The 25,317-nt window shown below is 68.8% G+C and carries 32 protein-coding genes and 1 tRNA gene; 19 read left to right on the top strand and 14 right to left on the bottom strand.

Annotated elements, in window-relative coordinates; genetic code table 11:
* Positions 1–4: 4 nt before the first annotated feature.
* Both GXZ33_RS06145 and GXZ33_RS06140 read left to right on the top strand, forming a co-directional pair.
* A complete protein-coding gene (locus GXZ33_RS06145) occupies positions 5–370 on the top strand; it encodes a hypothetical protein (RefSeq protein ID WP_291339976.1) in 366 nt (121 codons plus the stop codon).
* Between the two features lie 15 nt (positions 371–385).
* Positions 386–459, top strand: a tRNA-Leu gene (locus tag GXZ33_RS06140).
* Here the strand turns inward: GXZ33_RS06140 and GXZ33_RS06135 are convergent.
* Positions 460–927, bottom strand: a complete 468-nt coding sequence (locus tag GXZ33_RS06135; RefSeq protein WP_291339975.1) for a nucleoside deaminase — start codon at positions 925–927, stop codon at positions 460–462.
* Between the two features lie 28 nt (positions 928–955).
* On the opposite strand from GXZ33_RS06135, the gene GXZ33_RS06130 reads away from it, so the two are divergent.
* Positions 956–1,792 (top strand): NADP-dependent oxidoreductase, encoded by an 837-nt coding sequence (locus GXZ33_RS06130; RefSeq protein ID WP_291339974.1) that lies wholly within the window; start codon positions 956–958, stop codon positions 1,790–1,792.
* 91 nt (positions 1,793–1,883) lie between these two features.
* Positions 1,884–2,711 carry a Bax inhibitor-1/YccA family protein gene (locus GXZ33_RS06125; RefSeq protein ID WP_291339973.1) on the top strand — a complete coding sequence of 276 codons (828 nt, stop codon included), beginning with the start codon at positions 1,884–1,886 and terminating at the stop codon, positions 2,709–2,711.
* Between the two features lie 41 nt (positions 2,712–2,752).
* On the opposite strand, the gene GXZ33_RS06120 is transcribed toward GXZ33_RS06125, so the two are convergent.
* The 5 genes from GXZ33_RS06120 to GXZ33_RS06100 all read right to left on the bottom strand — a co-directional run bounded on the left by GXZ33_RS06120 (position 2,753) and on the right by GXZ33_RS06100 (position 5,243).
* Positions 2,753–3,301, bottom strand: a complete 549-nt coding sequence (locus GXZ33_RS06120) for an SRPBCC domain-containing protein (protein ID WP_291339972.1) — start codon at positions 3,299–3,301, stop codon at positions 2,753–2,755.
* Positions 3,302–3,315: 14 nt separating this feature from the next.
* A complete protein-coding gene (locus GXZ33_RS06115; RefSeq protein WP_291339971.1) occupies positions 3,316–3,783 on the bottom strand; it encodes a hypothetical protein in 468 nt (155 codons plus the stop codon).
* Between the two features lie 8 nt (positions 3,784–3,791).
* Positions 3,792–4,070 carry a hypothetical protein gene (locus GXZ33_RS06110; RefSeq protein ID WP_291339970.1) on the bottom strand — a complete coding sequence of 93 codons (279 nt, stop codon included), beginning with the start codon at positions 4,068–4,070 and terminating at the stop codon, positions 3,792–3,794.
* Between the two features lie 40 nt (positions 4,071–4,110).
* Entirely contained in the window at positions 4,111–4,635 is a 525-nt protein-coding gene (gene greA, locus GXZ33_RS06105) for a transcription elongation factor GreA (RefSeq protein ID WP_291339969.1), read from the bottom strand.
* Between the two features lie 143 nt (positions 4,636–4,778).
* A complete protein-coding gene (locus GXZ33_RS06100) occupies positions 4,779–5,243 on the bottom strand; it encodes a DUF4307 domain-containing protein (RefSeq protein WP_291339968.1) in 465 nt (154 codons plus the stop codon).
* 147 nt (positions 5,244–5,390) lie between these two features.
* On the opposite strand from GXZ33_RS06100, the gene mca reads away from it, so the two are divergent.
* The 5 genes from mca to GXZ33_RS06075 all read left to right on the top strand — a co-directional run bounded on the left by mca (position 5,391) and on the right by GXZ33_RS06075 (position 9,209).
* On the top strand, positions 5,391–6,284 hold the full coding sequence (gene mca / locus GXZ33_RS06095; protein ID WP_291339967.1) for a mycothiol conjugate amidase Mca: 894 nt from the start codon (positions 5,391–5,393) through the stop codon (positions 6,282–6,284).
* 18 nt (positions 6,285–6,302) lie between these two features.
* Positions 6,303–6,584: a hypothetical protein gene (locus GXZ33_RS06090; protein WP_291339966.1), complete on the top strand. Its 282-nt coding sequence runs from the start codon at positions 6,303–6,305 to the stop codon at positions 6,582–6,584.
* 216 nt (positions 6,585–6,800) lie between these two features.
* A complete protein-coding gene (locus GXZ33_RS06085; RefSeq protein WP_291339965.1) occupies positions 6,801–7,907 on the top strand; it encodes a 3-deoxy-7-phosphoheptulonate synthase in 1,107 nt (368 codons plus the stop codon).
* A 5-nt stretch (positions 7,908–7,912) separates the two neighbouring features.
* Entirely contained in the window at positions 7,913–8,680 is a 768-nt protein-coding gene (locus tag GXZ33_RS06080; RefSeq protein ID WP_291339964.1) for an isoprenyl transferase, read from the top strand.
* Positions 8,681–8,690: 10 nt separating this feature from the next.
* Positions 8,691–9,209 carry a flavodoxin domain-containing protein gene (locus GXZ33_RS06075; RefSeq protein ID WP_291339963.1) on the top strand — a complete coding sequence of 173 codons (519 nt, stop codon included), beginning with the start codon at positions 8,691–8,693 and terminating at the stop codon, positions 9,207–9,209.
* On the opposite strand, the gene coaA is transcribed toward GXZ33_RS06075, so the two are convergent.
* Complete coding sequence (coaA, locus tag GXZ33_RS06070) at positions 9,206–10,132, bottom strand: type I pantothenate kinase (RefSeq protein WP_291339962.1); 927 nt, start codon at positions 10,130–10,132, stop codon at positions 9,206–9,208. The two genes, GXZ33_RS06075 and coaA, sit on opposite strands and share 4 nt — an antisense overlap.
* 131 nt (positions 10,133–10,263) lie before the next feature.
* Here coaA and glyA point away from each other — a divergent pair, with 131 nt between their 5' ends.
* Genes glyA through GXZ33_RS06055 form a run of 3 tightly spaced genes read left to right on the top strand, consistent with a single transcriptional unit; the run spans position 10,264 to position 14,226 of the window.
* On the top strand, positions 10,264–11,562 hold the full coding sequence (gene glyA / locus GXZ33_RS06065) for a serine hydroxymethyltransferase (RefSeq protein ID WP_291339961.1): 1,299 nt from the start codon (positions 10,264–10,266) through the stop codon (positions 11,560–11,562).
* A gap of 16 nt (positions 11,563–11,578) precedes the next feature.
* Complete coding sequence (gene pabB / locus GXZ33_RS06060; RefSeq protein WP_291339960.1) at positions 11,579–13,522, top strand: aminodeoxychorismate synthase component I; 1,944 nt, start codon at positions 11,579–11,581, stop codon at positions 13,520–13,522.
* Positions 13,519–14,226, top strand: coding sequence for an aminotransferase class IV (locus GXZ33_RS06055; RefSeq protein WP_291339959.1), 708 nt, complete (start codon positions 13,519–13,521; stop codon positions 14,224–14,226). The genes pabB and GXZ33_RS06055 overlap by 4 nt, the downstream gene beginning before the upstream one ends.
* 66 nt (positions 14,227–14,292) lie before the next feature.
* On the opposite strand, the gene GXZ33_RS06050 is transcribed toward GXZ33_RS06055, so the two are convergent.
* On the bottom strand, positions 14,293–14,856 hold the full coding sequence (locus tag GXZ33_RS06050) for a TetR/AcrR family transcriptional regulator (RefSeq protein ID WP_291339958.1): 564 nt from the start codon (positions 14,854–14,856) through the stop codon (positions 14,293–14,295).
* A 72-nt stretch (positions 14,857–14,928) separates the two neighbouring features.
* On the opposite strand from GXZ33_RS06050, the gene GXZ33_RS06045 reads away from it, so the two are divergent.
* Positions 14,929–16,119 carry an alpha-amylase family protein gene (locus GXZ33_RS06045; RefSeq protein WP_291339957.1) on the top strand — a complete coding sequence of 397 codons (1,191 nt, stop codon included), beginning with the start codon at positions 14,929–14,931 and terminating at the stop codon, positions 16,117–16,119.
* A gap of 46 nt (positions 16,120–16,165) precedes the next feature.
* On the opposite strand, the gene GXZ33_RS06040 is transcribed toward GXZ33_RS06045, so the two are convergent.
* Positions 16,166–16,519, bottom strand: a complete 354-nt coding sequence (locus GXZ33_RS06040; protein ID WP_291339985.1) for a DUF5997 family protein — start codon at positions 16,517–16,519, stop codon at positions 16,166–16,168.
* A 63-nt stretch (positions 16,520–16,582) separates the two neighbouring features.
* On the opposite strand from GXZ33_RS06040, the gene GXZ33_RS06035 reads away from it, so the two are divergent.
* The 5 genes from GXZ33_RS06035 to GXZ33_RS06015 all read left to right on the top strand — a co-directional run bounded on the left by GXZ33_RS06035 (position 16,583) and on the right by GXZ33_RS06015 (position 20,758).
* On the top strand, positions 16,583–17,260 hold the full coding sequence (locus GXZ33_RS06035) for a LysR family transcriptional regulator substrate-binding protein (protein WP_291339956.1): 678 nt from the start codon (positions 16,583–16,585) through the stop codon (positions 17,258–17,260).
* 206 nt (positions 17,261–17,466) lie between these two features.
* Positions 17,467–18,840 (top strand): PhoH family protein, encoded by a 1,374-nt coding sequence (locus tag GXZ33_RS06030; protein WP_291339955.1) that lies wholly within the window; start codon positions 17,467–17,469, stop codon positions 18,838–18,840.
* An 83-nt stretch (positions 18,841–18,923) separates the two neighbouring features.
* Complete coding sequence (locus GXZ33_RS06025; RefSeq protein ID WP_291339954.1) at positions 18,924–19,463, top strand: GNAT family N-acetyltransferase; 540 nt, start codon at positions 18,924–18,926, stop codon at positions 19,461–19,463.
* A 107-nt stretch (positions 19,464–19,570) separates the two neighbouring features.
* Positions 19,571–20,074: an META domain-containing protein gene (locus GXZ33_RS06020; RefSeq protein WP_291339953.1), complete on the top strand. Its 504-nt coding sequence runs from the start codon at positions 19,571–19,573 to the stop codon at positions 20,072–20,074.
* Between the two features lie 249 nt (positions 20,075–20,323).
* Entirely contained in the window at positions 20,324–20,758 is a 435-nt protein-coding gene (locus GXZ33_RS06015; protein ID WP_291339952.1) for an META domain-containing protein, read from the top strand.
* Here GXZ33_RS06015 and GXZ33_RS06010 read toward each other — a convergent pair.
* Genes GXZ33_RS06010 through GXZ33_RS06000 form a run of 3 tightly spaced genes read right to left on the bottom strand, consistent with a single transcriptional unit; the run spans position 20,755 to position 23,168 of the window.
* Positions 20,755–20,907: a hypothetical protein gene (locus GXZ33_RS06010; protein ID WP_291339951.1), complete on the bottom strand. Its 153-nt coding sequence runs from the start codon at positions 20,905–20,907 to the stop codon at positions 20,755–20,757. The genes GXZ33_RS06015 and GXZ33_RS06010 overlap by 4 nt on opposite strands.
* Positions 20,908–20,949: 42 nt before the next feature.
* Complete coding sequence (locus GXZ33_RS06005) at positions 20,950–22,509, bottom strand: MDR family MFS transporter (RefSeq protein WP_291339950.1); 1,560 nt, start codon at positions 22,507–22,509, stop codon at positions 20,950–20,952.
* Complete coding sequence (locus GXZ33_RS06000) at positions 22,503–23,168, bottom strand: TetR family transcriptional regulator (RefSeq protein WP_291339949.1); 666 nt, start codon at positions 23,166–23,168, stop codon at positions 22,503–22,505. Before GXZ33_RS06000 ends, GXZ33_RS06005 begins: the two co-directional genes overlap by 7 nt.
* Before the next feature lie 80 nt (positions 23,169–23,248).
* Here GXZ33_RS06000 and GXZ33_RS05995 point away from each other — a divergent pair, with 80 nt between their 5' ends.
* Positions 23,249–24,223, top strand: coding sequence for a hypothetical protein (locus GXZ33_RS05995; RefSeq protein ID WP_291339948.1), 975 nt, complete (start codon positions 23,249–23,251; stop codon positions 24,221–24,223).
* On the opposite strand, the gene GXZ33_RS05990 is transcribed toward GXZ33_RS05995, so the two are convergent.
* Both GXZ33_RS05990 and GXZ33_RS05985 read right to left on the bottom strand, forming a co-directional pair.
* Positions 24,181–24,660, bottom strand: a complete 480-nt coding sequence (locus tag GXZ33_RS05990; RefSeq protein ID WP_291339947.1) for a DUF2871 domain-containing protein — start codon at positions 24,658–24,660, stop codon at positions 24,181–24,183. The two genes, GXZ33_RS05995 and GXZ33_RS05990, sit on opposite strands and share 43 nt — an antisense overlap.
* 164 nt (positions 24,661–24,824) lie before the next feature.
* Positions 24,825–25,317, bottom strand: a 493-nt coding sequence (locus GXZ33_RS05985) for a lyase family protein (RefSeq protein WP_291339946.1), incomplete at its 5' end; no start/stop codon positions are given.

Here is a 25,317-nt window from a genome sequence, read left to right as displayed (position 1 = left end):
TCCGGTGGCTCTCCGCCTGTTCCTCCGCGCCTCCTGGGGCAGTGCGGTCCTCGGGGCGCTGGTGGTCGCCTGGCTGGTGGGCACGCTGCCGCGCACCCTCGCCGCCCTGGACCTGCCGTATTTCCTGGCCGGTCACGCGGGGATCGTGTGCTGGGCGGTGGCGGTCGGGGTGGCGCTGCTGGGGAAGGTCGGGCCGCAGCCGATGCTCATCGGCCACACGGTGAGCGGGGTCGGGCTGGCGCTGTGTTTCCTGGTCTTCGCGTTCCTCGGCGCCCCGGAGTCGCTGGCCCTCATCCCGGGGGTGTTCGCCCTCGGGCAGCTGCCCGTCCTGTGGCACCTGCTGCAGCGGCGGGGCAGAGGTGTGTCCTAAAATGTGTTTCCTCCCGCCCCCATAGCCCAACCGGCAGAGGCAGCCGACTTAAAATCGGCACAGTCTGGGTTCGAACCCCAGTGGGGGCACTACATCTGCTCGACGAGCGCCCTGACCCGCGCGCCCTGTTCCTCGTCCGGCCCGTCCACCCGGATGTCGGGCACGACGTCCTGGATCGGGATGGCGGTGACGGGGGAGGCGGGGTGTCCGAGCTCCGCACGCCACTGCCCGATCTGGCGGGAGGAGGCGGCGTAGACGATCCTGCCCAGGCCCACCCAGCCGTGGGCGGCGGAGCACATCGCGCAGTGCTCACCGGAGGTGTACACGACGGCCTGCGCGCGGCCCTCCGGGGTGAGGTTCTCGGCGGCCCAGCGGGCGATGGCGAATTCGGGGTGGCGGGTGGAGTCCCCGCCGGAGATGCGGTTGTGGTCGGCGAAAAGTTCGGTCCCGTCAGCGCCGACGAGGACGGAGCCGTAGGGCTCGTCACCCGCCTCGAGCGCCTGTCGTGCCAGGTCAACGGCCCTGGCCAGCCAGTCACGGTCAACGTCGGTGATCATGCCCGCCAGCATAGGCACAATGGGCGGCATGCGTATCTTCGGTTTCCGTTCCCACGGAGGGCCCGAGGTCCTCGAGCTTCTCGACGTCCCCGCCCCCACCCCCGGCCCCGGCCAGGTCCTCATCGACGTGCTCGCGACGTCGGTCAACCCCGGTGACCTCAACACCCGGGAGGGCACCAACGGCTGGGAGGTGACCTTCCCCATGGCTTTCGGCCGGGAGGCTGCCGGGCGGGTGGTCGGCACCGGGGAGCTGGTGTTCGGGGCCGCCGCCTCCGGCCACGGCACCTTCGGGGAGCAGGCGCTTCTCGACGCCGCCTCCGTCACCCCCGTCCCCGCCGGCATGGACGTCCGCCACGCCGCCTGCCTCCCCGTGGCATGGGGCACGGCGCAGGACGCCCTCGACATGCTCGACCTCCCGGAGGGGGCGGAACTGCTCGTCCTCGGCGCCGGGGGCGGGGTGGGGACGGCGATCACCACGCTGGCGGTGGCCCGCGGGATCCGGGTCACGGGCGTCGCCTCGGAGGGCAAGAGGGAGCTCGTGGAGTCACTCGGCGCCCGTCACCTGCCGAAGGGGCAGCTCCCGGACACCCGCCCGGACGCAGTCTTCGACCTCGTCGGCGGGGAGACGCTGCAGGCGGCGGCCGACCTGGGTGGACGGCTGGTGTCGGTGGCGGACAAGGCGCTCGTCGAGAAGCTCGGGGGCGGTGCCGTCCCCCGACGCCGCACCCGTGAGGTCTTCGCCGAGGTGGCGCGTCACGCCCGGGTGATCGTGGGGGAGGAGTTCCCCCTGGAACGGGCGGCGGAGGCCGTCGCCCTCGTCGAGGGCGGGCACGCGACGGGCAAGGTGGTGGTCACCGTCGGGTGATTTCCGCTTGCTCATCGGGGGAACTAAAAGAACCTTTGTTACGTTGTACGGGGTAGAACACAACACGATCAGAAAGGTTCGGGGTTTCATCGTGCGAAGCAGCAACCCTGTCATGAACTCACTCACCACCGCCAAGGGCGGCATCCAGCGTGGTGCCTACCCCTCGGGTGCACCGCAGGGTTACCAGGACCCGTACTCCGGTTACGGCCAGACGACGACGGGGGACCGTCCGATGACGGTCGACGACGTCGTCGCCAAGACCGGCATGACCCTCGCGGTCATCGTGGTCCTCGCCGTCCTGAACTTCGGTCTCGGCCTGGTCAACCCGGGCCTGGCGCTCATCCTCACCGCCGTCGGTGCCATCGGTGGTCTCATCACCGTGCTGGTGGCCACCTTCGGCAAGAAGTACGGCTCCGCCGCGGTCACCCTCATCTACGCCGCCTTCGAGGGTCTTTTCGTCGGCGGTATCTCCCTGCTCTTCTCCGGCGTCACCTTCGGCGAGTCCGCCGCGGACGCCGGTGTCCTCATCGGGCAGGCCGTCATGGGCACCCTGGGCGTGTTCCTGGGCATGCTCTTCGTCTACAAGACCGGTGCCGTCAAGGTCACCCCGAAGTTCAACCGCATCATGACCGGAGCCCTCGTCGGCGTCCTCGTCCTGGCGCTGGGCAACCTGCTGCTGGCCGTCTTCACCGGCGCGAACCCGCTGCGTGACGGCGGTACCCTCGCCATCATCTTCTCCCTGGTCTGCATCGGCCTGGCAGCCATGAGCTTCCTCTCCGACTTCGACGCCGCCGACAAGATGATCCGCGCCGGCGCACCGTCCAAGATGGCCTGGGGCGTCGCCCTCGGCCTGGCCGTCACCCTGGTCTGGCTCTACACCGAGATCCTGCGTCTGCTCAGCTACTTCCGCTCGAACTAGCCGCAGAGACGAAAAATGCCCCGCCTGGTGCGGGGCATTTCTCATTCTCCGAGGTACAGCTCGACGGTGCGGTGCGCCTGCTGCCCGTCGGCACCCGACCACTCCACCGCCAACCTCCGGATGAAGGTCTCCTCCTCCCCCTCGACGGCCTCGGTGTCCATCGCGAGGTGGAGGGCTAACGCGGCCAGTGAACTGTCCCAGCCGATGCCGACGACGGCCGGACCGTAGGTGTCCCAGTGCTCGTCGCGGGGCACGGTGTGGGTCAGCGTGAGACGGGTGCCCCGCTCGGCGGGGGAGAGGACGGCCTCCAGCGTGCCGGGGGTGCCGTCGTCCCACGCCAGACGCAGCAGCTGCTCAGGCGTGCAGGCGAGGATCTCCGCGGTGACGCCGCCCTCGCAGCGGACCGTGCCGCCGACGCGCAGGTCACCGGAGACGGGTTCGAACCAGTGCTCCAGCCGGGAGGGGTCGGTGAGAGCCTCCCACAGGTCGGCGTCGGAGGCGTCGTAGGTGCGTGAGAGGGTGACACCGACGGTGGCGCCGTCGCTGAGCACCTCCCGGGTGACCAGGGGGATCTGATCGGGCAGATTCACGGTCGGTGTCTCCTCTAGAGGACGATGACGTCACCGTCGACGACGAGCCTCGTGAACACGAGGCCCTGCGGACTGCGCACCGGCTCCGAGAGCTCCACCTCGACGCCGCGGGTCTTCCCGAAGGTGCCCCGGGCACAGTCCGGGTCACAGTCGTTGGTCTCGCGGGTGGCGGTGCCGGAGGCCGAGGTGGCGGTCCACTCGTCCCAGGTGATGTCGATGAGCCGGTCGTTCGCGTCGGCGCAGGTCAGGGCCAGGCTGCCGGGGCGCAGCTCCGGGCTGCCGACGCACTCGATGACACCCGGCAGGGACGCCGGATCGACCGGAGTGCTGGTGGAGCTGGTGGCGCGTGACGGGGCCGCCACGAACTCGGTGGCGGTGTCGACCTTGAGGTCGGAGGGCTGCTCGTTCGGCGGGGAGCAGGCGGAAATGAGAACACCCAGGCCGAGGATGCTCAGGGCCCGGGTGTGACGGGGGAAGGTCACGGTCGGTGCTAGTTCTGGACCGGGGCTTCCTCGACCACGACGACGTCCTCCTCGACGACCTCGACCTCAGTGGCGGTCTCGGTGGCCGTCTCGGTGGCGGTGGTGGCGGTCGTGGCGACGGTGGAGGTGGCGGTACCGGTCTCGGCGGCCGGGGCCTGGAACTCGGTGGCGGTGTCGACCTTGACGTCGGAGGGCTGCTCGTTCGGCGGGGAGCAGGCGGCCAGGGCCAGGGCGAGAGCGGCAGCGCCGACGACAGCGGCACCCTTACGGGCGAAGATACGGTTCATGGTGGGGATCCTCCCTGTAGTCACTTATTCGGATACGAGATTACTTGGCCGCGCGCGGAGTTGCGGCAAGTTGGGAGTCGTAGGGCTTCGCCGACTCCAGAGTCACCGAGATGGTGGCCCCGTTCGGGGCGGTGTACTCGCGGGTCTCCCCCTCGCGGGCACCCAGCAGGGCGGCGCCCAGCGGGGAGTGCTCGGAGTAGGTCTCCAGGTGCTCGTTGCCCGTGGCAGCGGCGCGGGTACCGATGAGGAAGGTCTCCTTCTCGTTCTCGTCGCCGTTGTAGTAGACGTGGACGACGGAACCGACGAGGGCGACGCCCTCGACGACACCCTCACGCTCGGTGGTGGAGTTGGCCAGCAGCTCGGAGATCTGCTTGATGCGGGCCTCCTCCTGGTCCTGCATCTCGCGGGCGGCGTCGTAGCCGGCGTTCTCCTTGAGGTCACCCTCCTCGCGGCGCTCGTTGATCTCGGCGGCGACGACCGGGCGGTGGTCGATCAGTGCCTGCAGCTCGGCCTCGAGCTTCGCCTTCATTTCCGGGGTGATGTACTGCTTGTGGTTGTCAGCCATAGCTACGTAGAGTCCCTGCCTTCCCTATCCCTCGGGCCGGTGGGAACTACCTCCGGCGGGGAGCCGTTGAAGCCCCCTACACGCGCGTCACCCACCGGTGTGAACAATTGTCAGGGATTTTAACACACCGGCGGGTGCGGGGATCACTCGGCGACGTCGGCCGGTCCGCTGGTGAGGTACGGCGGGACGGAGGTGGAGCAGCCGTAGACGCTGCCGGAGACGGGCAGGTCGCGGGAGGGGATGTCCACCTGGAAGCGCTGGAGGGCGTCGCCGCCCGGCTCCACGAGGATCTCGCGGCGCCCGACCTCGGCCATCTCGTAGTTCAGTGCGGTGACGATGCAGTAGGAGAGGACGTCGGGGTCCTTGCGGGTGACGTCGACCCAGAGGCGCATGTTGTCGTCGGCGGTGCGCTCGTGGGAGACCATCTCGATGCGCACGTCGCCGGACTGGGCGTCGGCGGCCATGTAGCGGGCGATGGCGACGGCCAGGCCGGCCATGAGGACCACGGTGACGATGGCGATCATCTTGCCGCTGAAGTTGCTGCCCGTCCCGGGGGAACGGTCCGACCCGTAGCGCTCGGCGGTGGGGTTGGCGGCGGGAGTGCTCATCGATCTTCCTCTGCGCTGGATGGTGGGGTGACCGCCTCATACTATCGGATGGTGTCGGGGAGCCCTGCTTTTCCCATCGGGGGAGAAGGGCCACTAGGATGAAACGGGTTGACAACTCTAGATCCCCAGATAAGGACGCGACACACGTTGAGCGGATTCCGGCTGCTGGCCATCCACGCACATCCCGATGATGAGGCATCGAAGGGTGCCGCGACGACGGCCCGGTACGTGGCCGAGGGCAACCGTGTCATGGTGCTCACCTGCACGGGCGGCGAACGCGGTGACATCCTCAATCCGGCGATGGACAAGCCGGGTGTGCTGGAGAACATCGTCGACGTCCGCCGGGAGGAGATGGCGGCCGCCGCCGCGGCCCTCGGCGTCGAGCACGTCTGGCTCGGGCACGTCGACTCCGGGCTGCCGCAGGGCGATCCGTTGCCGCCGCTGCCCGAGGGTTGCTTCGCGCTGGTGCCCGGTGAGGAGGTGGCGCGGGAGTTCGTGGAGATCATCCGCGAGTTCCGTCCGCATGTCATCGTCACCTACGACGAGAACGGCGGTTACCCGCACCCGGACCACCTCAAGGTCCACGAGGCCTCGATGATCGCGTGGGAGAAGGCCGGCGACCCGGACTACGCGCCGGAGCTCGGTGAGCCGTGGACCCCGCTGAAGCTGTACTACACGCACGGCTTCGTCCACCAGCGCATGAAGATGTTCCATGATCTCCTGCTCGCAGAGGGTCGTACCAGCCCCTACGGCCCGATGCTGGAGCGGTGGAAGCGCAACCCGGCCGACATCATGGCGCGCGTGACCACCCAGGTGGAGTGCGGCGACTACTTCCCGCAGCGGGAGGCGGCGCTGCGGGCCCACGCCACGCAGATCGACCCGGCGGGCGCCTTCCTGGCGACACCGGCGGAGGTGCAGAAGAAGCTGTGGCCGACCGAGGAGTTCGAGCTGGCCAAGACCCGGGTGGCCACGTCGCTGCCGGAGGACGACCTCTTCGCGGGCATCACGGCGGAGAAGCTCTATAAGCTGGAAGCCAAGTAGGAAGAGATGGAAGAACCCATGTTTGCTCTCACAGACCTCATGATCCTCGCCCAGCAGCAGCAGGGTGGCCCGCTCGGACCGGAGTTCGGCAAGGCGTCGCCCATCGGCATGACGCTGCTGGTGCTGCTCGCCGTCGCCGTGCTCTACATCGGCTGGGCCTTCCACCGCCGCTTCAGCCGCTACAACCGGCGCCGTGCCTTCGCGGAAGCCCACGGACTGGACCCCTTCGACCAGGAGGCCGTCGACAAGGCGATGGATGAGGCGGGACTGCTGGACCGCCGCAAGAAGAGCTGGTTCTAGGCCCGAAACAACTGTGCTACACTGCGTGGCATGTTCGTCCAGCGATTTTATTTTGGTGGGGCTCCGGGTCTGCAGTAGCAGTCACGAACGCCTCGCCGTTCCGCGTGCCCGTTGAAGGCACCAGACGACGAACACCCCGGAGCCCAAGCAGCGCCTCCCCGAGAAATCGGGTCGAGGGGCTGCTTTTTCGTTTCCCACCCCATGAAAGGCCCCCTGATGACCACCGCAGTCCGTTACCCGTCCACCTCCAACCGTCGCGTCGTCGCCTTCCACGATCTGCCCAGCCCGGAGGAGGTGCAGGCACGCGCGCCGTTGACACCCGAACAGGAGCAGAGGGTGGAGAGGGACAGGCAGGAGATCGCCGACGTCTTCCGCGGCGAGGACGACCGCCTCGTCGTGGTCGTCGGCCCGTGTTCCATCCACGATCCGGAGGCCGCGATCGATTACGCCCGTCGACTGGCGCCGATGGCCGCCGCCCTGTCGGAGGACCTGAAGGTCGTCATGCGCGTGTACTTCGAGAAGCCGCGTACGACGGTCGGATGGAAGGGGCTCATCAACGACCCGCACCTCGACGGTTCCTACGACATCGACCACGGCCTCCAGCTGGCGCGTGAGGTGCTGCGTGAGGTGGTCAACCTCGACCTGCCGACGGCCGCGGAGTTCCTCGAGCCGAACTCCCCGCAGTACTGGGCCGACCTCGTCGCCTGGGGAGCCATCGGGGCCCGCACGACGGAGTCCCAGGTCCACCGCCAGCTGGCGTCGGGGATGAGCATGCCCATCGGCTTCAAGAACGGCACCGACGGCAACCTGCAGGTCGCCATGGACGCGGTGTCGGCGGCCTCGCAGCCGCACTTCTTCTTCGGCACCTCTGACGGCGGTCGTCCCGCCGTCGTGGAGACCGCCGGCAACGAGAACTGCCACGTCATCCTGCGGGGCGGCACGTCCGGCCCGAACGCGGACGTGGAGTCGGTGAAGGAGATCGTCGGGAAGCTCTCGGAGCGCACCGACACCCCGCGTCTCATGATCGACGTGTCGCACGCCAACTCCGGCAAGGACCATGTCCGGCAGGCGGAGGTGGCGCGGGACGTCGCGAAGCAGATCGCCGACGGCAACCACGCCATCGCCGGCGTGATGATGGAGTCCTTCCTCGTGGCCGGCGCCCAGGACCTGGACCCGGCGAAGCTGTGCAGCAACGGCGGTGAGGGACTCGTCTACGGGCAGTCGGTGACCGACGCCTGCATGGACATCGGCACCACCGCGGATCTGCTCAGCGAACTGGCAGCCGCCGTGCGGACCCGACGCGCGGGCCAGGCACTAGACTGAGAGCCGTGAAACTGTCCCGCCTGCTCTATCCGCTCTACGAGGCCCGGCTCGTCCGCGAGCTCAGGGGCGCGCGGCAGCCCAAGCACATCGCGATCATGGCCGACGGCAACCGCCGCTGGGCCCGTGAGGCGGGGCATGCCGACATCAGCCACGGGCACCGGGCGGGCGCGCGGAAGATCGGCGAGGTCGTCCGGTGGTGCGAGGAGACCGAGGTCGAGGTCGTCACCGTGTACCTGCTGTCCACGGAGAACCTGGGGCGGGAGGCGCGTGAGCTGCAGCTGCTCTTCGACATCATCGGTGATGTCGTCGAGGAGCTCTCCGGCGGCGACCACACGTGCTGCGTGCGGCTGGTCGGACACCTGGACCTGCTGCCGCCGGAGGTCGCCGGGCGGTGGCGGGCGGCGGCGGAGCGGACCTGCGGCAACGAGGGCATCACCGTCAACATCGCCGTCGGCTACGGCGGGCGGCAGGAGATCGTCGACGCGGTGCGGGACCTCATCGACGAGGAATCGGCGGCAGGCACCCCGGCGGCGGAGATGTCGGCGAAGGTGACCGTCGAGTCGCTGTCCCGCCACCTCTACACCTCGGGGCAGCCGGACCCGGACCTGGTCATCCGCACCTCGGGGGAGCAGCGGCTGTCCGGTTTCCTGCTGTGGCAGGCCGCGTACTCCGAGATCTGGTTCACGGACACGTACTGGCCGGCCTTCCGCCGCGTCGATTTCCTCCGTGCGCTGCGCGACTACTCCCAGCGCAGCCGCCGCTTCGGAAAGTAGGATCCTCCCCATGCCCGCCCCAGCCACCGTCCTGTACGAATCCGACTACGGCTCCACCGCGCAGTACGCGCACGCCCTCGCCGAGCGTCTCGGCGTCACCGCCACGCCGCTCGCCGACGCCGCGTCCCTCCCCGCATCCTCCGGCCCCCTCATCGTCCTGTCCTACGTGCACGGGCCGATGGTGCCGGCGGCGTCGTTCGTCGCGAAGCGGGACCTCGGGGAACGCCCCGTCGCGGTGTGCGCGGTGGGCATGACGCTTCTCGACGTCGCCCGTGCCAAGGACCAGCTCAAGGGCATGGTGCCCGCGGGGGTCGCACGGTTCTACCTGCCCGGCCGCCTGAGCTACTCGACGATGTCGCGGAAGCACCGGATGATCATGTGGGGCATCATCAAGGCCCTCCGGGCCAAGAGGGAGGCTGACCGTAGCCCCAACGACCGGGCGATGATCGACTCCCACGACCGCGACACCGACCTCGTCGACCTGCAGGAGCTGGACGCCGTGGTGGCCTGGGTGGGGGAGCAGGCCTAGATCTTGCGCATCCGGACACGCTCGACCAGGTGGTCCGCGCCCTTGCGCAGCACCAGGGAGGCCCGCACGCGCGTGGGCAGGATGTTCTCCACCAGGTTGGGCAGGTTGATCGACTGCCAGATCTCCCGGGCCTCGGCCCGTGCCTTCGCGTCGCCGTAGTCGGCGTAGTGGCGGAAGTGCGCGCCGGGCTCCCGGAACGCGGTGGAACGCAGCTCGAGGAAGCGGTCGATGTACCACTTCTCGATGTCCTCGGTGCGCGCATCGACGTACACGGAGAAGTCGAACAGGTCAGAGACCATGAGCGTCGGGCCGGTCTGCAGCACGTTGAGTCCCTCGACGATGAGGATGTCCGGCTGCGTGACCGTGAGCACCTCGTCGGGGACCCGGTCGTAGAGCTTGTGGGAGTAGACGGGCGCGTCGACGGAGGGGCGGCCCGACTTCACGTCGGTGACGAAGCGCAGCAGCGCCCGCTGGTCGTAGGACTCCGGGAAACCCTTCCGCCCCATCAGCCCGCGCGCGTGGAGCTCGGCGGCGGGGTAGAGGAAACCGTCGGTGGTGACCAGGTCCACGCGGGGGTGGGAGTCCCAGCGCTGGAGCAGCACCTGCAGCAGACGGGCCGTGGTGGACTTGCCCACGGCCACGGAGCCGGCGACGCCGATGACGAAGGGCACGTGCCCCGACGAGGCACCCAGGAAGGTCTCTGTCGCGGCGATGAGTTTCTGCCGCGCGGAGACCTGCAGGTGGATGAGACGGGAGAGGGGGAGATAGACCTCGGCGACCTCCACGAGGTCGATCGATTCGCCGATTCCGCGGAGCTGCTCGACCTCCTCCTCCGTGAGGACCTGGGGCATCGATTTACGCAGGGCGCGCCAGGAAGAGCGGTCGAAATCCACGTAGGGGGTGGTGTCCTTGGGCCGAGACATGGAACCCATTGTGTCACTTGCCCTGTCACCTGTGTCTCACTCACCCGGGGTTCGGGGGTATGAGGCACCTCGTGGGCGGTATGCTGTCCACCGAATGCCGTGTACCCCTAGAAAGGCTGGCCGTAACGCCCATGACCGCTGAGTCTTCTGATCTCCGTTACCAGGAACTGTCCGTCCTCGACCCGGAGGTCCACGCCGCCATCGGCGGCGAGATCGCCCGTCAGCGTGACTTCCTCGAGATGATCGCATCCGAGAACTTCGTCCCCCGTGCCGTTCTGCAGGCACAGGGTTCGGTCTTCACCAACAAGTACGCCGAGGGCTACCCGGGCCGCCGTTACTACGGTGGCTGCGAGAACGCCGACATCGTCGAGGACCTGGCACGCGACCGTGCCAAGGCCCTGTTCGGCGCCGAGTTCGCCAACGTCCAGCCGCACTCCGGTGCCCAGGCCAACGCCGCCGTCCTGCACGCGCTGGCTGACGCCGGTGACAAGATCATGGGTCTGTCCCTGGCTCACGGTGGTCACCTGACCCACGGCATGAAGCTCAACTTCTCCGGCAAGCTCTACGACGTCGTCGCCTACGAGGTCGACTCCGAGACCAACCGCATCGACATGGACCGTGTCCGCGAGCAGGCCCTGGCCGAGCGTCCGAAGGTCCTCATCGCCGGCTGGTCCGCCTACCCGCGCACCCTCGACTTCGAGGCGTTCCGCTCCATCGCCGACGAGGTCGGCGCCTACCTGTGGACCGACATGGCGCACTTCGCCGGCCTCGTCGCCGCTGACCTGCACCCGTCCCCGGTCCCGCACTCCGACGTGGTCTCCACCACCGTCCACAAGACCCTGGGTGGCCCGCGTTCCGGCCTGATCGTCGCGAAGCAGGAGTGGGCCAAGAAGCTCAACTCCGCGGTCTTCCCGGGCCAGCAGGGTGGCCCGCTGATGCACGCCATCGCCGCCAAGGCCGTGGCCCTCAAGGTCGCCGGCACCGACGAGTTCAAGGACCGTCAGGCCCGCACCATTGAGGGTGCCAAGATCCTGGCTGAGCGACTCACCGCCGCGGACGCGAAGGCCGCCGGCGTCGACGTCCTGACCGGTGGCACCGACGTGCACCTGGTCCTGGCTGACCTGCGCAACTCCGAGATGGACGGCCAGCAGGCCGAGGACCTCCTCCACGAGGTCGGCATCACCGTCAACCGCAACGCCGTCCCGAACGACCCGCGCCCGCCGATGGTCACCTCCGGCCTGCGCATCGGTACCCCGGCCCTGGCCACCCGTGGTTTCGACGCCGCCGCCTTCACCGAGGTCGCCGACATCATCGGTACCGCCCTGGTCAACGGCAAGAACGCCGACGTTGAGGCGCTGCGTGCCCGCGTCGCGAAGCTGACCGACCAGTACCCGCTGTACGAGGGTCTGGAGGAGTGGAAGATCAACTAGGTCTTCCCGCCTCCCCGTGCGTGTCCTCGTCATAGACAACCTCGATTCCTTCACCTGGAATCTGGTCGCCTACGTCGAGGACGTCACCGGTGTCGCCCCTGAGGTGATCACCAACCACGAACCCGGGTGGGATGTCGACCGCGTCGCCTCGTACGACGCCGTCATCATCTCCCCAGGGCCCGGCCGCCCGGAGCGTGAGAAGGACATCGGCTTCTGCCTCGATGTCCTGCGCGACGGGCGTGTCCCGATTCTGGGGGTCTGCCTGGGCCATCAGGCGCTCGCCCATGCGTGGGGCGGGGTCGTCGACCTCGCGCCGGAACCCGTGCACGGCCGGGTGTTCCCGGTGCGGCACGACGGTTCCGGTCTCTTCGCCTCGCTGCCCCCGCTCATCGACGTCGTCCGGTACCACTCCCTCCTCGTCACCGAGGTCCCCGATGTTCTCCAGGTCACCGCCCGGACCGAGGACGGGCTGGTCATGGCGCTGGAGCACCGCCGCCTTCCGCAGTGGGGCGTGCAGTTCCACCCCGAGTCGATCGGCGGTTTCGACGGTCACACCCTGGTGGCGAATTTCCTGGAGATGGCCGCAGAACGTAACCGCCGTTCCCGCTCACGGTGGCGGCTGCACACCGTCACCGTGGATCACGAGGCCGACGGTGAAGCGGTGTACGGGTCCCTGTTCGCGGGGTCGGAGAACTCCTTCTGGCTCGACTCGACCACACCCGACCACGGCACCGGCCGCTTCTCCTACCTGGGCGACGACTCCGGGCCGCTGGCCCGCGTCTGGACGGGACGGGTGGGTTCGCTGCTCCCCGAGCTCGCGGAGGACCTGGCCGCCAACACCATCGACGCCGGTGAGGTGGACTTCGATTTCCGCCTGGGCTGGGTCGGGTGGCTCGGCTACGAACTCAAGGCGGAGTGCGGGGGCTCGTCCGCCCGGACCTCGCCGTACCCGGACCTGGGCATGATCTTCGCCGACCGGGCGATCGTCATCGACCACGCCCTGCGCCGCACGCACGTCATCGCGCTCATCGGTTCGGAGCACGACCGTGCGCAGCGCGCGTGGTGCGCGGACACTGCCGAGCGGCTCGCCGGCCTGGAGGTGGTGGCGGCGGGGGAGCACGGGGACGTCGGGAAGCTGAGTGCGCGGCACTCCCGCGGGGAGTACCTCGACCTCGTGGACACCTGCCTCGAGGAGATCCGCCAGGGCGAGACCTACGAGGTGTGCCTGACCAACGAACTGCGTGCCGACGGCGCCCTGGAGACGTGGCCCGCGTACCGGGCGCTGCGCGCGGCGAACCCGACCCCCTTCGGGTCGCTGCTGCGCATCGGCGGGGTGGACGTGCTGTCCTCGACGCCGGAGAGGTTCCTGCAGGTCAAGGACGGTGTCGTGGAGTCGCGTCCCATCAAGGGCACCCGCCCGCGTAGCGCCGACCCGCGTGAGGACGCCCGCCTGCGCTCCGACCTGGCGGTCAACCCCAAGGACCGCGCCGAGAACCTCATGATCGTCGACCTCGTGCGCAACGACCTCACCCGCGTCGCCGAACCGGGGACCGTCCGCGCCGAACCACTTTTCGACGTCGAATCCTACGCCACCGTCCACCAGCTCGTCTCCACGGTGTCGTGCCGCCTGGCCGCGGGGAAGACCGCCGTAGACGCGGTGCGGGCGACGTTCCCCGGCGGCTCCATGACGGGTGCCCCGAAGATCCGCACCATGGAGATCATCGACCGCCTCGAGCAGGGCTCGCGCGGCATCTACTCCGGTGGCATCGGCTACTTCTCGCTCGACGGGGCGATGGACCTGTCGATGGTCATCCGCACGATCGTCTCCGACGGCTCGGGCATCAGCTACGGCGTGGGTGGGGCCGTCATCGCTCTCTCTGACCCGGTGGGGGAGTACGAGGAGACGATCACCAAGTCCGCGCCCCTGCTGCGACTGGTGGGACAGGATTTCCCGCAGTGACCCTGTACCGCTGGGACGGTTCAGCGTTGGTGGAGTGCGCGGAACCGGGCACGGCCCCGGACGTGGTGGACTCCTGGCTGGTGCGCGACGGACACGTCAGCCACTGGCATCTGCACGGGGAACGTTTCGGCCACCCCGGGTTCATGCATGCGGTCCGGGGTGCGCTGCCGTGTGAGGGGCTGTGGTTCCCGCGCGTCGAGAAGCACGGGGATGTGCTGTACCTGCGGCTGCGCCCGGCCCCGCCCCTGCGCACGGAGACCGTGCTGTGGATCCCGCCGACCCCGGATCCCCGCCGGGCACCGCGGGTCAAGGGGCCTGACCTGGGGGTTCTCGGGGAGCTGCGGGAGCGGGCGCAGGAGTACGGTGCCCATGACGCCCTGTTGTGGACCCCCGACCGGCTCGTCCCGGAGGGGGCGAACTGCGCGGTGGCGTGGTGGGAGGACGGGGAGCTGTTCTTCCCGGAGCATCCGGGCCAGCTGCGGTCGGTGACCGCGTGGGCCACCTGGGAGGCACTCACGGACACGGCCCGTCGCCCCATCTCCGTGGAGGAGCTGCTGACCTTGCCCGTGTGGGCCGGTTCTGCGCTGCACGGGTGGACCGAGGTGGTCGGCTGGGTCGGGCCGTCCGGTGACAGGGTGCCGGCCGTGCAGGAGGAGACACCCCTGCGTCCGGCGGAGGTCAACGCCCTGCTGCGGACACGCTGAGCAACCGGAACATGCCGTGAGGGTGGTTCCGGCAGGTGTCGGGAAGCCTCTGCCGGTATGACTTGGTTACACGCGCCAGTCGCCGAGTGCGCCCTCCAGCGCGCCGAGGGCCGCCTCGATGAGCGGCCAGCGCTGATCTGCAGGGCAGCCGTCGTCGACCCAGTGCCGGCCGGCGGCCTCGAGGAAGCCGACCCAGCCCCACAACGCCCAGATGTGGCGGGGGAAGTCGCCGACCCCGATGATCTCCCGCAGCTTCTCCACCAGCGCGGAGGCGGCGACCCGGCGGTGGGTGACGGCGGCCTCGGGTTCGCCGATGCCGGCGACCAGGGTGTGGTCGGCGGCGAGGGCATCGAGGTAGCCCTGCAGCAGCAGGGAGACCCGGTCGCGGGTGGAGTCGGCCTGGGGGAGGGGGGCGTCGACAAGCGAACGCAGTGAGTCCTCCACGAGGGCGGCGTAGAGGCCCGCCTTGGAGCCGAAGTAGTGGAACACCAGGGACTGCGAGCTGCCGGAGGCGGCGGCGATGGTGGGGACGGAGGCGTCGGGGTAGTGGGTGGTGGAGAAGTGTTCGCGCGCGGCGGCGAGGATGGCGGCGCGGCGTTCTCCGGTGGACAGTCGTCTTCTGGTGCTCACGGTTGACAACCCTACCCGTTGTTGAGTTAAGGTCAATAGTAGTTACTGACTTCCACTCAATAGGAGTTTCCCGTGCTCGACCACGCCATCTTCTGGCACGTCTACCCCCTCGGCGCCACCGGTGCCCGCATCCGCGACTGGACGGCCGAGGACGAGGGGCACCGCCTCACCGACCTCATCCCGTGGCTCGACTACCTCATCGACCTCGGCGCGAACGGCCTGCTGCTCGCCCCGATCTTCGCGTCGACCACCCACGGCTACGACACGCTCGACCACTACCGCATCGACCCGCGCCTCGGCGATGACACCGACTTCGACGCCCTCATGGCCGCCTGCCACGAGCGCGGCATCAAGGTGCTTCTCGACGGCGTCTTCAACCACGTCGGCATCCACCACCCGATGGTCGCCGGCGACGGCCCCATCCGTCGCCTGCCCGACGGTGAACCGGAACCCTGGGAGGGCCACGGCGACCTCGCCCTGCTCGACCACGAGGACCCCCGCACCGCGGAACTCGTCGTCGACGTCATGAACCACTGGCTCGACCGCGGCATCGCCGGCTGGCGCCTCGACGTCGCCTACTCCGTGCCCGCCTGGTTCTGGGCACAGGTCGTCGACCGGGTGCGGGAACAGCATCCGGACGCTGTCTTCCTCGGCGAGATCATCCACGGCGACTACCTCGAGCTCGTCCACGACGGCCACCTGGACACCGTCACCCAGTACGAACTGTGGAAGGCCGTCTGGTCCTCCATCAAGGACGTCAACTTCTGGGAGCTCGAGCACGCCCTGACCCGCCACGACGAGTTCGTCGCGCAGGCCCCGATGCAGACCTTCGTGGGCAACCACGACGTCGACCGCATCGCCAGCGTCGTCGGCCCCGAGGGTGCCGCCCTGGCCGCCGTGCTGCTGTTCACCCTGCCCGGCATCCCGAGCATCTACTACGGCGATGAACAGGCCTTCACCGGTGTCAAGGGGGAGGGCTTCTCGGCGGATGACCCGGTCCGCCCGCCGCTGCCCGCCACCCCGGAGGGGCTGGCGCCGCTGGGACAGTGGATGTTTGAGCTCCACCAGGGGCTCATTGCTTCCCGACGTCGCCACGCCTGGCTCGTCAACGCCCGCGTCGAGGTGCTGGAGACGGCCAACGAGGCCATCTCCTACCGCGTGCACTCCGGCGACCAGTCGCTCACCGTGCACCTGACGATCGAGCCGACGGCCAGCGCTCGCCTGGAGTTCTCCGACGGCGAGACCGCCGAGTACTCCTGGTGACAGAAAAGCCCCCTGACCTGCTGGTCAGGGGGCGAGAAGCGGAGGATTACTCCTCCGTCTCCTCGGGGGCGTCCTGGGCGGCGGCCTCCGCGCGGCCCTCGGCCAGTGCGGTACGGGCGGCACGCAGCCAGTCCGGCTGATTCTCCAGCAGCGACTTGATCTCGGCGGTGGTCAGCGGCTTGTCCATGTCGTTGCGCTTGAGGGCGGCGATGGTGATGCCGAGCTTCTGGGCCACGACCGGACGCGGGTGCGGGCCCGTGCGGCGCAGTTCGGCGAGCCACTCGGGCGGGTTCTCCACCAGCTGCTTGAGCTCGGCGTGGGTCACCGCGCCGGCCTGGAACTCCTCCGGCGTGGCGGGCAGGTAGATGCCGAGCTTCTTGGCCGCGGTCTGCGGCTTCATCGCTCGGCCGGACGGCTGACGTGCGGACTCTTCATTCACGTCCCCAACGGTAGCATTACCCCCATGCTGCGCCTGAGCTTCGTCACCGGCACCGAACCCGACAAGTGGTTCGCCCGCTTCCGTGACCGCACCCCACACCGCTTCGTCACCGCCGATTCGGCGGATCCCCTGGGAGAGCTTCTCGACGACCGCGCCGACCTCGCCCTCGTCCGCCTGCCCGACGCACGACTCACGGAGGAGCACCACGTCGTGGTCCTCTACCCGGAGGCCACGGGCATCGCGGTGCCGAAGGACCACGAGCTCACCCTGCTGGACACGGTCACGCCCGAGGACATCGAGGGGGAGATCATCAACTGGTCGACGCCCGACTCGGGGGAGGTCGACGTCGAGGAGGTGCGCGCCGGACTGCAGGTGGTGGCCGCCAACGTCGGCGTGCTCATCGGGCCGCGCCCCCTCATCAAGGTGCTCTCGCGCCGGCAGATCGAGCACCGCGGCTACACCGGGGACGTCCCCGGCACGGAGATCGCCCTCGTGTGGCTGCGGGAGAAGGACTCGGAGGCGATCCAGGACTTCGTCGGCATCACCCGGGGGCGGACCGCCAACACCTCCCGGCAGGCGGCGCCGAAGCGCACCGCACGGGAGAAGACCCTGGCCAAGCAGGAACGCCGCGCGGCGGCGAAGAAGACGACGAAGAAGGCACAGCGCCCGCAGCGCCCGCAGCGGCCCCGGCGGCGTCGATAAGCAGCAAAAGTAACCGAGATTTAATCTCACACCCATGTAGTTTCCACCTCAGCGCGATAGATTCGGGGCAACCGGGAGAGACATCCAGTACCACCCGGCCCGCGCCCGTCGCGCTGGTACCAGCCCGGCGGGAGGCGCCACCAGGACTGCTGACAGGAGACGCTGCGGCACCGGGTACCCGGAGCCACGGCACTGGGGAGCCTGCCATGACCGAGCCGATCACCACCCACATTCCCGTGCACGAGCTGGACACGCGCCGGGATGTCATCACCCGCACCTACGTCATCGACACCTCGGTGCTGCTGTCTGACCCGTGGGCCCTGCGCAAGTTCGCCGAGCACGAGGTCGTCCTGCCCGTGGTGGTGATCACCGAGCTGGAGGCCAAGCGGCACCACCCCGAACTGGGCTGGTTCGCACGCCAGGCGCTCCGCATGCTCGAGGATCTGCGCTCCACCTACGAACGGCTCGACCAGCCGGTGCCGGTCAACGTCGACGGCGGCACCCTGCGCGTCGAACTCAACCACCAGGACCAGTCGCAGCTGCCGGATGCCTTCCGCGGCACCGAGGGCGACCACCGCATCCTCGCCTGCGCCCTCAACCTGCAGCGTGAAGGACATGACACGACGCTGGTGACCAAGGACGTGCCGCTGCGCGTCAAGGCCGGTGCCGTCGGACTCCACGCCGACGAGTACCACGCCCAGGACGTCGTGCTCACCGGCTACACCGGCATGGCCACGGTCCACACCGACGCCGAGACCGTCGACCGGCTCTACCGGGAGGGGGAGGTCACCCTCGACGACTCCGCCACGACCGACGCCGGGGACTTCGTCGCCGAGCTGCCCGTCCACTGCGGCATCACACTGACCACCTCCACCCAGTCCGCGCTGGGTCGGCTCACCGCCGACGGCGCCGTCCGCCTCGTCCGCGGCGACCAGAACGCCTTCGGCCTGCAGGGACGCTCCGCAGAGCAGCGCATCGCGCTGGACCTGCTGCTGGACAACCACGTGGGCATCATCTCCATCGGCGGCCGAGCCGGCACCGGCAAGTCCGCGCTGGCACTGTGCGCCGGGCTGGAGGCGGTGCTCGAACGCAACGAGCATCGCCGCATCGTCGTCTTCCGACCCCTCTACGCCGTCGGCGGACAGAACCTCGGCTACCTGCCCGGCTCCGAGACGGACAAGATGAACCCGTGGGCGCAGGCGGTGTTCGACACCCTCGACGGGCTCGTCTCCGACAACGTGATGGAGGAGATCCAGGCTCGCGAACTCATCGAGGTGCTGCCGCTCACCCACATTCGGGGTCGCTCACTCCACGACTCCTTCGTCATCGTCGACGAGGCCCAGTCGCTCGAACGCAACGTCCTGCTCACGGTGCTCTCCCGCCTGGGCCGCGGTTCCCGGGTGGTGCTCACCCACGACGTCGCCCAGCGCGACAACCTGCGGGTGGGACGCCATGACGGTGTGCAGGCAGTGATCGAGAAGCTCAAGGACCACGAGCTCTTCGCCCACATCACCCTGCAGCGTTCCGAGCGCTCCGCCATCGCCGAACTGGTCACCGACCTGCTCGAGGACGGCCGTTAGCTCTTCCGGGGGCGGGGCCGGACACGGGGCCCGCGGACACGTTCCGTTTGCGGGCCCTCGTGGACGTGGGGGACAATCTCCGCATGGCAGATGCGACGTTCACGCTCCGACCCATCCGTCCCGAGGACTACCCTCAGGTCCGATCCATCTATGAGACCGGGTTAGAGTCCGGCCACGCGACCTACGAGACGAAGGCCCCCACCTGGGGGCAGTTCACGCACGCCAAGATCATGGAGACCGTGTTCGTCGCCGTCGACAACGACAACCCCGACAAGCTCCTCGGCTGGGTCGCGGCTGCCCCCATCTCCTCGCGCACCGTGTTCCACGGCGTGGTGGAGAACTCCATCTACATCCACCCCGACGCCCGCGGCCGCGGGGTCGCCGGCGCCCTGCTGGACAAGCTCATCGAGGTCTGCCAGGAGCTGCACAAGTGGGGCATCCACGCGTGGGTGTTCCCGGAGAACACCGGTTCCGCCCGCCTGCACATGTCCCGGGGCTTCGAGAAGGTCGGCACCTTCCGCCACCTGGCCAAGATGACCTACGGCGACCTCGCGGGCCAGTGGCGTGACACCGACATCTACGAGAAGCTGCTGCCGAAGCCCGGAGAGGCCACCGACAACTAGGCGGGCCGGCGACCCCGTGAATCGTCGCCCGGTGTCCCCGGGAAGTGACCCGCGGCATACGGTAGGTTCGTGCATGACACTGATTCCTGCAGAAAGTGACACCTCCCATGCTCCGTCTCCGAGCGGTCTCCCTTCTCATCGCCTGCTCACTGGCCGCCGCCTGTGTCCCCTCAGCCACAGCCGCCCCGGGACCGCTGGGTTCCTCTGTTGCAGCCGAGGAAGAGCGGGTGCCGACCCCGCGTCCCGAGCGCGCCCCGCAGCCCGTGCCACTGCCCACCCCGGAACCTGCGCCGAAGCCGGTGCCCACGCCCTCCCCGGTGGGGGTGTGGGGCACTGGCGAAGGAAAGCTGCCTCTGATCCACATCCACGCAGACGGCAGGCTCGGAGGTGACGACGGCTGCAACTCCTTCGGCACCACCTGGAAGGTACGGTCGGCCGACACCATCATCATCGAGACCGACAGGTGGATCTCCACCATGCGTTACTGCGGCTGGGAGTGGTTCCCCGCGGCCCGGTCGGGCAAGGTCGACGGTGACACCATGACCTTCCACGACGAGTCAGGCAATGTCATCGGCACTCTCTCCCGCCAGGTGGCGGAGACCAGCCACTAGGAGTCGTCACGTCGCCCCGGACTTCCTGTGCAGACGCCACCCACCCGGTCATCGGGTGGGTGGCGTCAGTGTTTCTGCGTGAGGGGTGCAGGGCGGGCGGTCAGGGCGAAAGAGGGCATTCCCGGCTGCGCCATCAGATCCGAAAACGGGGCGGCAGAACGGCGCCGCGACGCGGTGTCAAGACCCTGGCGCGGAGGGGGTCGGGGCGTACTGTCGGGGATATATAGCCCCCGTGGAAAGTGAGGCACCATGTCCCGTCGTCTTGTCACCTCTGTCCTCGCCGTGGCTCTGCTCGGTGCCGTCGGGGGCGTGGCTCCAGTGGCCACCGCCTCCTCCCTGCCGGATCTGAGGGGTCTGTCCTCGGTGTTGAACCCGGGGGCACCGTCCGGTCCGGTCGGGGAGTGGGGTTCGCCCCTGCCGCGGCAGCCGCGCATCACGGTCCATGCCGACGGCACCCTCGGCGGCGACGACGGATGCAACACCTTCGGCACCACCTGGCGTGAGTCGGGGGACAACAGCATCATCATCGAGACCGACCGGTGGATCTCCACCCAGATGTACTGCGGTTGGGAGTGGTTCCCGTCGGCCCGCAGCGCCACGGTCAACGGCCCCGTGATGACGGTCTTCGACGGTGACGGCGAGCGCATCGGCGAGTTGTTCCGCCTGGGCGTCGGCCTCTCCTAGTCGGCGGGGAACAGCAGCCCGAGGGGGACCGGCCCGGGGCACTCCGCGGAGAACTGCCGGGGTGACCGGAGCACCCGGTCCCCGGTGGGGGCGGGTCGTCCCAGGGCGATGGCCCCCGGCTCCAGTATCTCCAGTTCCGCCTCCGCCACCTCGGAGGAGCGTGAGCGGAAGGAGTGTCGGTCGGGCGGGGGTTAGTCGATGGTCTCCTTGAGCTTGTCCTCGCGGACGGGCAGGAGCAGCAGCAGGGCGAAGAGCGTCAGCGGCACCATGAGCAGGAACACCGGCGTCAGTCCGTCGTTGTAGCTGGACAGCACGACGTCGCGGATCGGGCCGGGCAGGTCCACCACGGCCGCGGGGGTCAGGGAGTTCGCTGCACCGCCGCCCTCGGAGAAGGCCTCGGCGTAGGCGGCGCCCTGCGGTCCCATCTGCGCGAAGGTGCCGGGGAGGCGTTCCGCCAGGTTCGACTGCAGGTTGTGGATGAACATCGAGCCGACCAGGGAGGCGCCGAGGGAGGAGCCGATCTGGCGGAAGAAGTTGTTCGACGCGGTGGCGGTGCCGACCATGGCGATGGGGAAGGAGTTCTGCACGATGAGGACCAGGACCTGCATGACCAGGCCGAGTCCGAATCCGAAGAGGAAGAACAGGCCGCCCAGCTGCACCAGGGTCGTCTCCACGGTGAGGCGGGAGAGCAGGAACAGCGCGAGGCTGATCACGCCCATGCCGACGACGGGGTACCACTTGTAGTTGCCGTACCGGGAGATGAAGAAGCCGGAGATCGTCGAGGTGCCGATCATGCCGACCATCATCGGGATCATCATGAGTCCGGCGTTGGTGGGGGTCAGGGTGTGCACCATCTGCAGGTACGTCGGCAGGTAGCCGAGCGCGCCGATCATGGCCAGGCCCATGACGGTGCCGGCGGCGGTGGTGAGCACCATGTTGCGGTTGCGGAACAGTTCCATGGGGATGAGCGGGTTCTCGGCCCGCAGCTCCACCAGGACGAAGAGGACCGCGCCGATGACCGTGGTGGCGATGAGGCTGAGGATGACCGGGTCGTTCCACTCGTACTGGAGGCCACCCCAGGTGGTGAACAGGACCAGGGAGGCGGTGGTGACGGTCAGGAGCAGGGTGCCCAGCCAGTCGAAGCCGCCGGTCGAGCGGCCACGGCGGAGACGCAGGACGAGCAGGGAGATGGTGAAGGCGAGGATGCCGAGGGGGACGTTGATCCACAGGCCCCAGCGCCAGCCCGGGCCGTCGGTGAACCAGCCGCCGAGCACCGGTCCGAGCACGGAGCTCAGTCCGAAGGTGGCGCCCATGATGCCCATGAACTTGCCGCGTTCACGGGCGGAGACGATCTCGGCGACGATGGCCTGCGAGGTGACCATCATGCCGCCGGCGCCGAAGCCCTGGATCGCGCGGGCGAGGATGAGCATCTCCATGGACTGCGCGAAGCCGCCCATGGTGGAGCCGATGACGAACACGGCGATGCCGAAGAGGTAGAGCCATTTGCGGCCCACCATGTCGCCGACCTTGCCGAAGATGGGCATGGCGATGGTCATGGTGACCATGAAGGCGGAGATGAGCCAGCTCATGTGGTTGACGCCACCGAGTTCGCCGACGATGGTCGGCATGGCGGTGGAGAAGATCATCTGCCCCAGGGAGCTCATGAGCATGGTGGTGAGCAGCGCGACGAAGATGAGCCCGACGCGGGGGGCCTGGGTCTGGGGTTGTGCCTGTTCGGCGGTGGTCACCACGGCAGCTCCTTTGCTAGTTGGGTGATGATGGCGCCGGTCTCCGGCAGGCCGAGGGCCCGTTCGGTGGGGGCGTCGGGGCAGTGGGTGAGGCGGTGCATGTGCATCCACACGGTCTCGCGGATGAGTCCCGAGATGATCGCGGCCTCCACGGGGAGGGGTTGGTCGGGGAGGCGGCGGTCGGCGGGGTGCTCCACGAGGTGCTTCGCGACGAGCCCGTGCACCATGATCGACTGCTCCCGGAAGCGGTTGACGGACATGAGCGCCACCGCGGGTTCGGCGGCGACGATGCGGTGCCTCCGGGCGCGGATGGTGGCGAGGTGTCCGGCGTCGGCGCCGGCCTCGAGGTCCTCGCTCTCGGCGGCGTCGACGGAAGCGGCGATGTGCTCGAGGGCGGATTTCACGAGGTTGTCGGAGGGCGTCGCGACGAACTCCTCCTGCCGCTCGGGGGAGAGCATCATCGGGGGGACACCGAGGACGGCCTCGTCCTTGGATTCCATGTAGTTGAAGAAGGTGCGGCGGGAGATCTCCGCGTCGCGGCAGATGTCCTCGACGGTGACGTTGTCGAAACCGTGCTTCTCGACGAGCGCGGTCGCCGCGTCCTCGATCCGCCGACGGGTCGCCCGTCGTTTACGTTCACGCAGGGGAGTCGTGTCATTCACAAGGTGCAATGTTACACCGGGTGCACGTTTGCACTCAAGTGCAAAGTTTCGGCCGACGGATGCAGGTACTCTCAGAGGCAATGATTCTCCGCCGCCTCCGTCGCCTGCGCGACCGGAACCGACCTGACCTGCACTTCCCCGGACTCACCAGGGGGCAGGCGGGCGAACTCCGCTCCGCACTGCGCCGCACCCTCGCTGAAAAGGGCGCCACCGTGCGTTACGACGGCCGCCACGCCGTCATCGAACACCCCCGCCACGGCCGGGTCACCGTCAACCTGGAGAACCTCATCGGCGACGTCGCGGCCTCCCAGCACCCCAAGGCGGCCCGCTCCATGGCCCGCGCCTTCGTCTCCTCCGTGCTCGACCCGGAACACACGGAGACGCTCAGCACCGCCGACCTCTACGCCGGCCTGCGCCTGCGGGTCGCCCCCACGACCCACCTCGTGCCCGAGGAGGAGGAGATCATCTCCGCCGCCACGCTCCACGGCTTCACACAGGACACGGCGGTCACCCTCGTCCTTGACACCGAGCGCTCCATCCAGACCATGCCCCTGGACCGTCTGCGCCGGCACGACGACCTGGACACCCTGATCCGGGCGGCGCGCAACAACCTGTGGACCGAACTGCGCGACCTCGACGTCCACGCCCAGGTCCACCCCGGCTCCGAGGACCACCCCGGCGCCCGCTTCCGTTCCTTCGAGTCAGGCAGCTACTACATGGCGTCCGCGCCGATCCTGCTCGCGGAGATCCTGCCCGTCTGGGCCCCCGACCTGGATCTCTCCCGCGGCGTGCTCTTCGCCATGCCGACCCGTCACATCCTCCTCGTCCGGGAGGTCACCACCGGGGAGGACCTGCTCGAGGGGCTGGGAAGACTGGCGCCCGTCGCCGCGCAGGTGGCGGTCGACGGGTCGCATTCGGTCTCCCCGTTGCTGCATCTGTGGCACGAGGGGGAGATCACCACGCTGACCTCCTTCAATCAGGAGGCGCGTGAACTCAAGATCACCCCGACGCCCTACCTGCTGGAGCTCATGGCCGGGGAGGACGGCGCGTTCTGACGCTCGGCGGCGGAGACCTGCTTCACGCGGTCGCCCAGCACCTTGAACAGCATGCCCAGTCCGATCGACATGATGATGTGGCCCAGGCCCGCCATGCCCGAGATCGCGGCGTCCGGCATCGGCAGTTCGCCGCCGTCGACCTGCAGCAGACCGCGGACCAGCATGAGGAGCACCGTCACGGTGAGGCCGGCGTTGTACACCCAGATCGAGGCCGTGAACAGCTTGTGCCCGCTGATCCGGAAGCCCCGGTCCAGGGCCAGCAGCACGAGGTGCATGATGAGGCCGAGGGCGAGCATGTGGGTGTGCAGCGTCGACAGCTGGGTGACGCCGGTGAACTCGGCGAGCTTGGTCCATTCGCGGTAGAACACACCCGAGACCAGGCCGAGGATGAGCCAGGTGAGGGCGAGGTTGTAGAGGGTCTTCACGGGGGAGATCACGTCCAGAGGTGAGTCGGGGAACTGTTCTTCTCCACCTTAAGTTGGATACCCGTGGATCGTGTAGCCCGGCGGGGAGAAATCAACCGATCCATGTACCCCGTACAACGCGGGACGCCCCGCCGGCACTCGGGGAGTGCCGACGGGGCGTCGGAAAGCAGCGGTGACTAGTCGCGGTCGGTGTTGGCCATCGCGAGGACGTCGAGGCGCTTGTCCAGCTCCTCCTCGGTGAGCTTCTCACCGTCGACGAAGCCCATGTCGATGACGGTCTGGCGGATGGTCTTGCCCTCAGCCAGAGCGGTCTTGGCGACCTTGGCGGCGTTCTCGTAACCGATCGCCGAGTTCAGCGGGGTGACGATGGACGGGGAGGACTCGGCCAGGGTGCGCATGCGCTCGACGTTCGGCTCGATGCCGTCGACGAGGTTCTCGGCGAACACGCGGGCGGTGTTGGCCAGCAGGCGGGAGGACTCGAGGACGTTACGTGCCATGACCGGGATGAACACGTTGAGCTCGAACTGGCCCTGGGAACCGGAGAAGGCGACGGCGGCGTCGTTGCCGATGACCTGGGCGGAGACCTGGGTGGCGGTCTCACACAGGACCGGGTTGACCTTGCCCGGCATGATGGAGGAGCCCGGCTGCAGGTCCGGCAGGTGGATCTCG

This window comes from Corynebacterium sp. (assembly GCF_012838985.1).
In the GTDB taxonomy this organism is placed as follows: Bacteria; Actinomycetota; Actinomycetes; order Mycobacteriales; family Mycobacteriaceae; genus Corynebacterium.
The sequence above is the reverse complement of the archived record's forward strand: the minus strand, read 5'-3'. Positions and strand labels throughout refer to the sequence as shown.

Bases quoted from the DNA above. Each gene is read 5' to 3' on its own strand.
- GXZ33_RS06030 (WP_291339955.1), top strand. From the start codon at position 17,467: ATGACCGAGCCGATCACCACCCACATTCCCGTGCACGAGCTGGACACG.
- GXZ33_RS06035 (WP_291339956.1), top strand. From the start codon at position 16,583: ATGCTGCGCCTGAGCTTCGTCACCGGCACCGAACCCGACAAGTGGTTC.
- GXZ33_RS06040 (WP_291339985.1), bottom strand. From the start codon at position 16,519: ATGAAGCCGCAGACCGCGGCCAAGAAGCTCGGCATCTACCTGCCCGCC.
- GXZ33_RS06130 (WP_291339974.1), top strand. From the start codon at position 956: ATGCGTATCTTCGGTTTCCGTTCCCACGGAGGGCCCGAGGTCCTCGAG.
- GXZ33_RS06135 (WP_291339975.1), bottom strand. From the start codon at position 927: ATGATCACCGACGTTGACCGTGACTGGCTGGCCAGGGCCGTTGACCTG.
- GXZ33_RS06025 (WP_291339954.1), top strand. From the start codon at position 18,924: ATGGCAGATGCGACGTTCACGCTCCGACCCATCCGTCCCGAGGACTAC.
- GXZ33_RS05995 (WP_291339948.1), top strand. From the start codon at position 23,249: ATGATTCTCCGCCGCCTCCGTCGCCTGCGCGACCGGAACCGACCTGAC.
- glyA (WP_291339961.1), top strand. From the start codon at position 10,264: ATGACCGCTGAGTCTTCTGATCTCCGTTACCAGGAACTGTCCGTCCTC.
- GXZ33_RS06015 (WP_291339952.1), top strand. From the start codon at position 20,324: ATGTCCCGTCGTCTTGTCACCTCTGTCCTCGCCGTGGCTCTGCTCGGT.
- GXZ33_RS06110 (WP_291339970.1), bottom strand. From the start codon at position 4,070: ATGAACCGTATCTTCGCCCGTAAGGGTGCCGCTGTCGTCGGCGCTGCC.
- GXZ33_RS06100 (WP_291339968.1), bottom strand. From the start codon at position 5,243: ATGAGCACTCCCGCCGCCAACCCCACCGCCGAGCGCTACGGGTCGGAC.
- GXZ33_RS06085 (WP_291339965.1), top strand. From the start codon at position 6,801: ATGACCACCGCAGTCCGTTACCCGTCCACCTCCAACCGTCGCGTCGTC.
- GXZ33_RS06020 (WP_291339953.1), top strand. From the start codon at position 19,571: ATGCTCCGTCTCCGAGCGGTCTCCCTTCTCATCGCCTGCTCACTGGCC.
- GXZ33_RS06090 (WP_291339966.1), top strand. From the start codon at position 6,303: ATGTTTGCTCTCACAGACCTCATGATCCTCGCCCAGCAGCAGCAGGGT.
- coaA (WP_291339962.1), bottom strand. From the start codon at position 10,132: ATGTCTCGGCCCAAGGACACCACCCCCTACGTGGATTTCGACCGCTCT.
- GXZ33_RS06075 (WP_291339963.1), top strand. From the start codon at position 8,691: ATGCCCGCCCCAGCCACCGTCCTGTACGAATCCGACTACGGCTCCACC.
- greA (WP_291339969.1), bottom strand. From the start codon at position 4,635: ATGGCTGACAACCACAAGCAGTACATCACCCCGGAAATGAAGGCGAAG.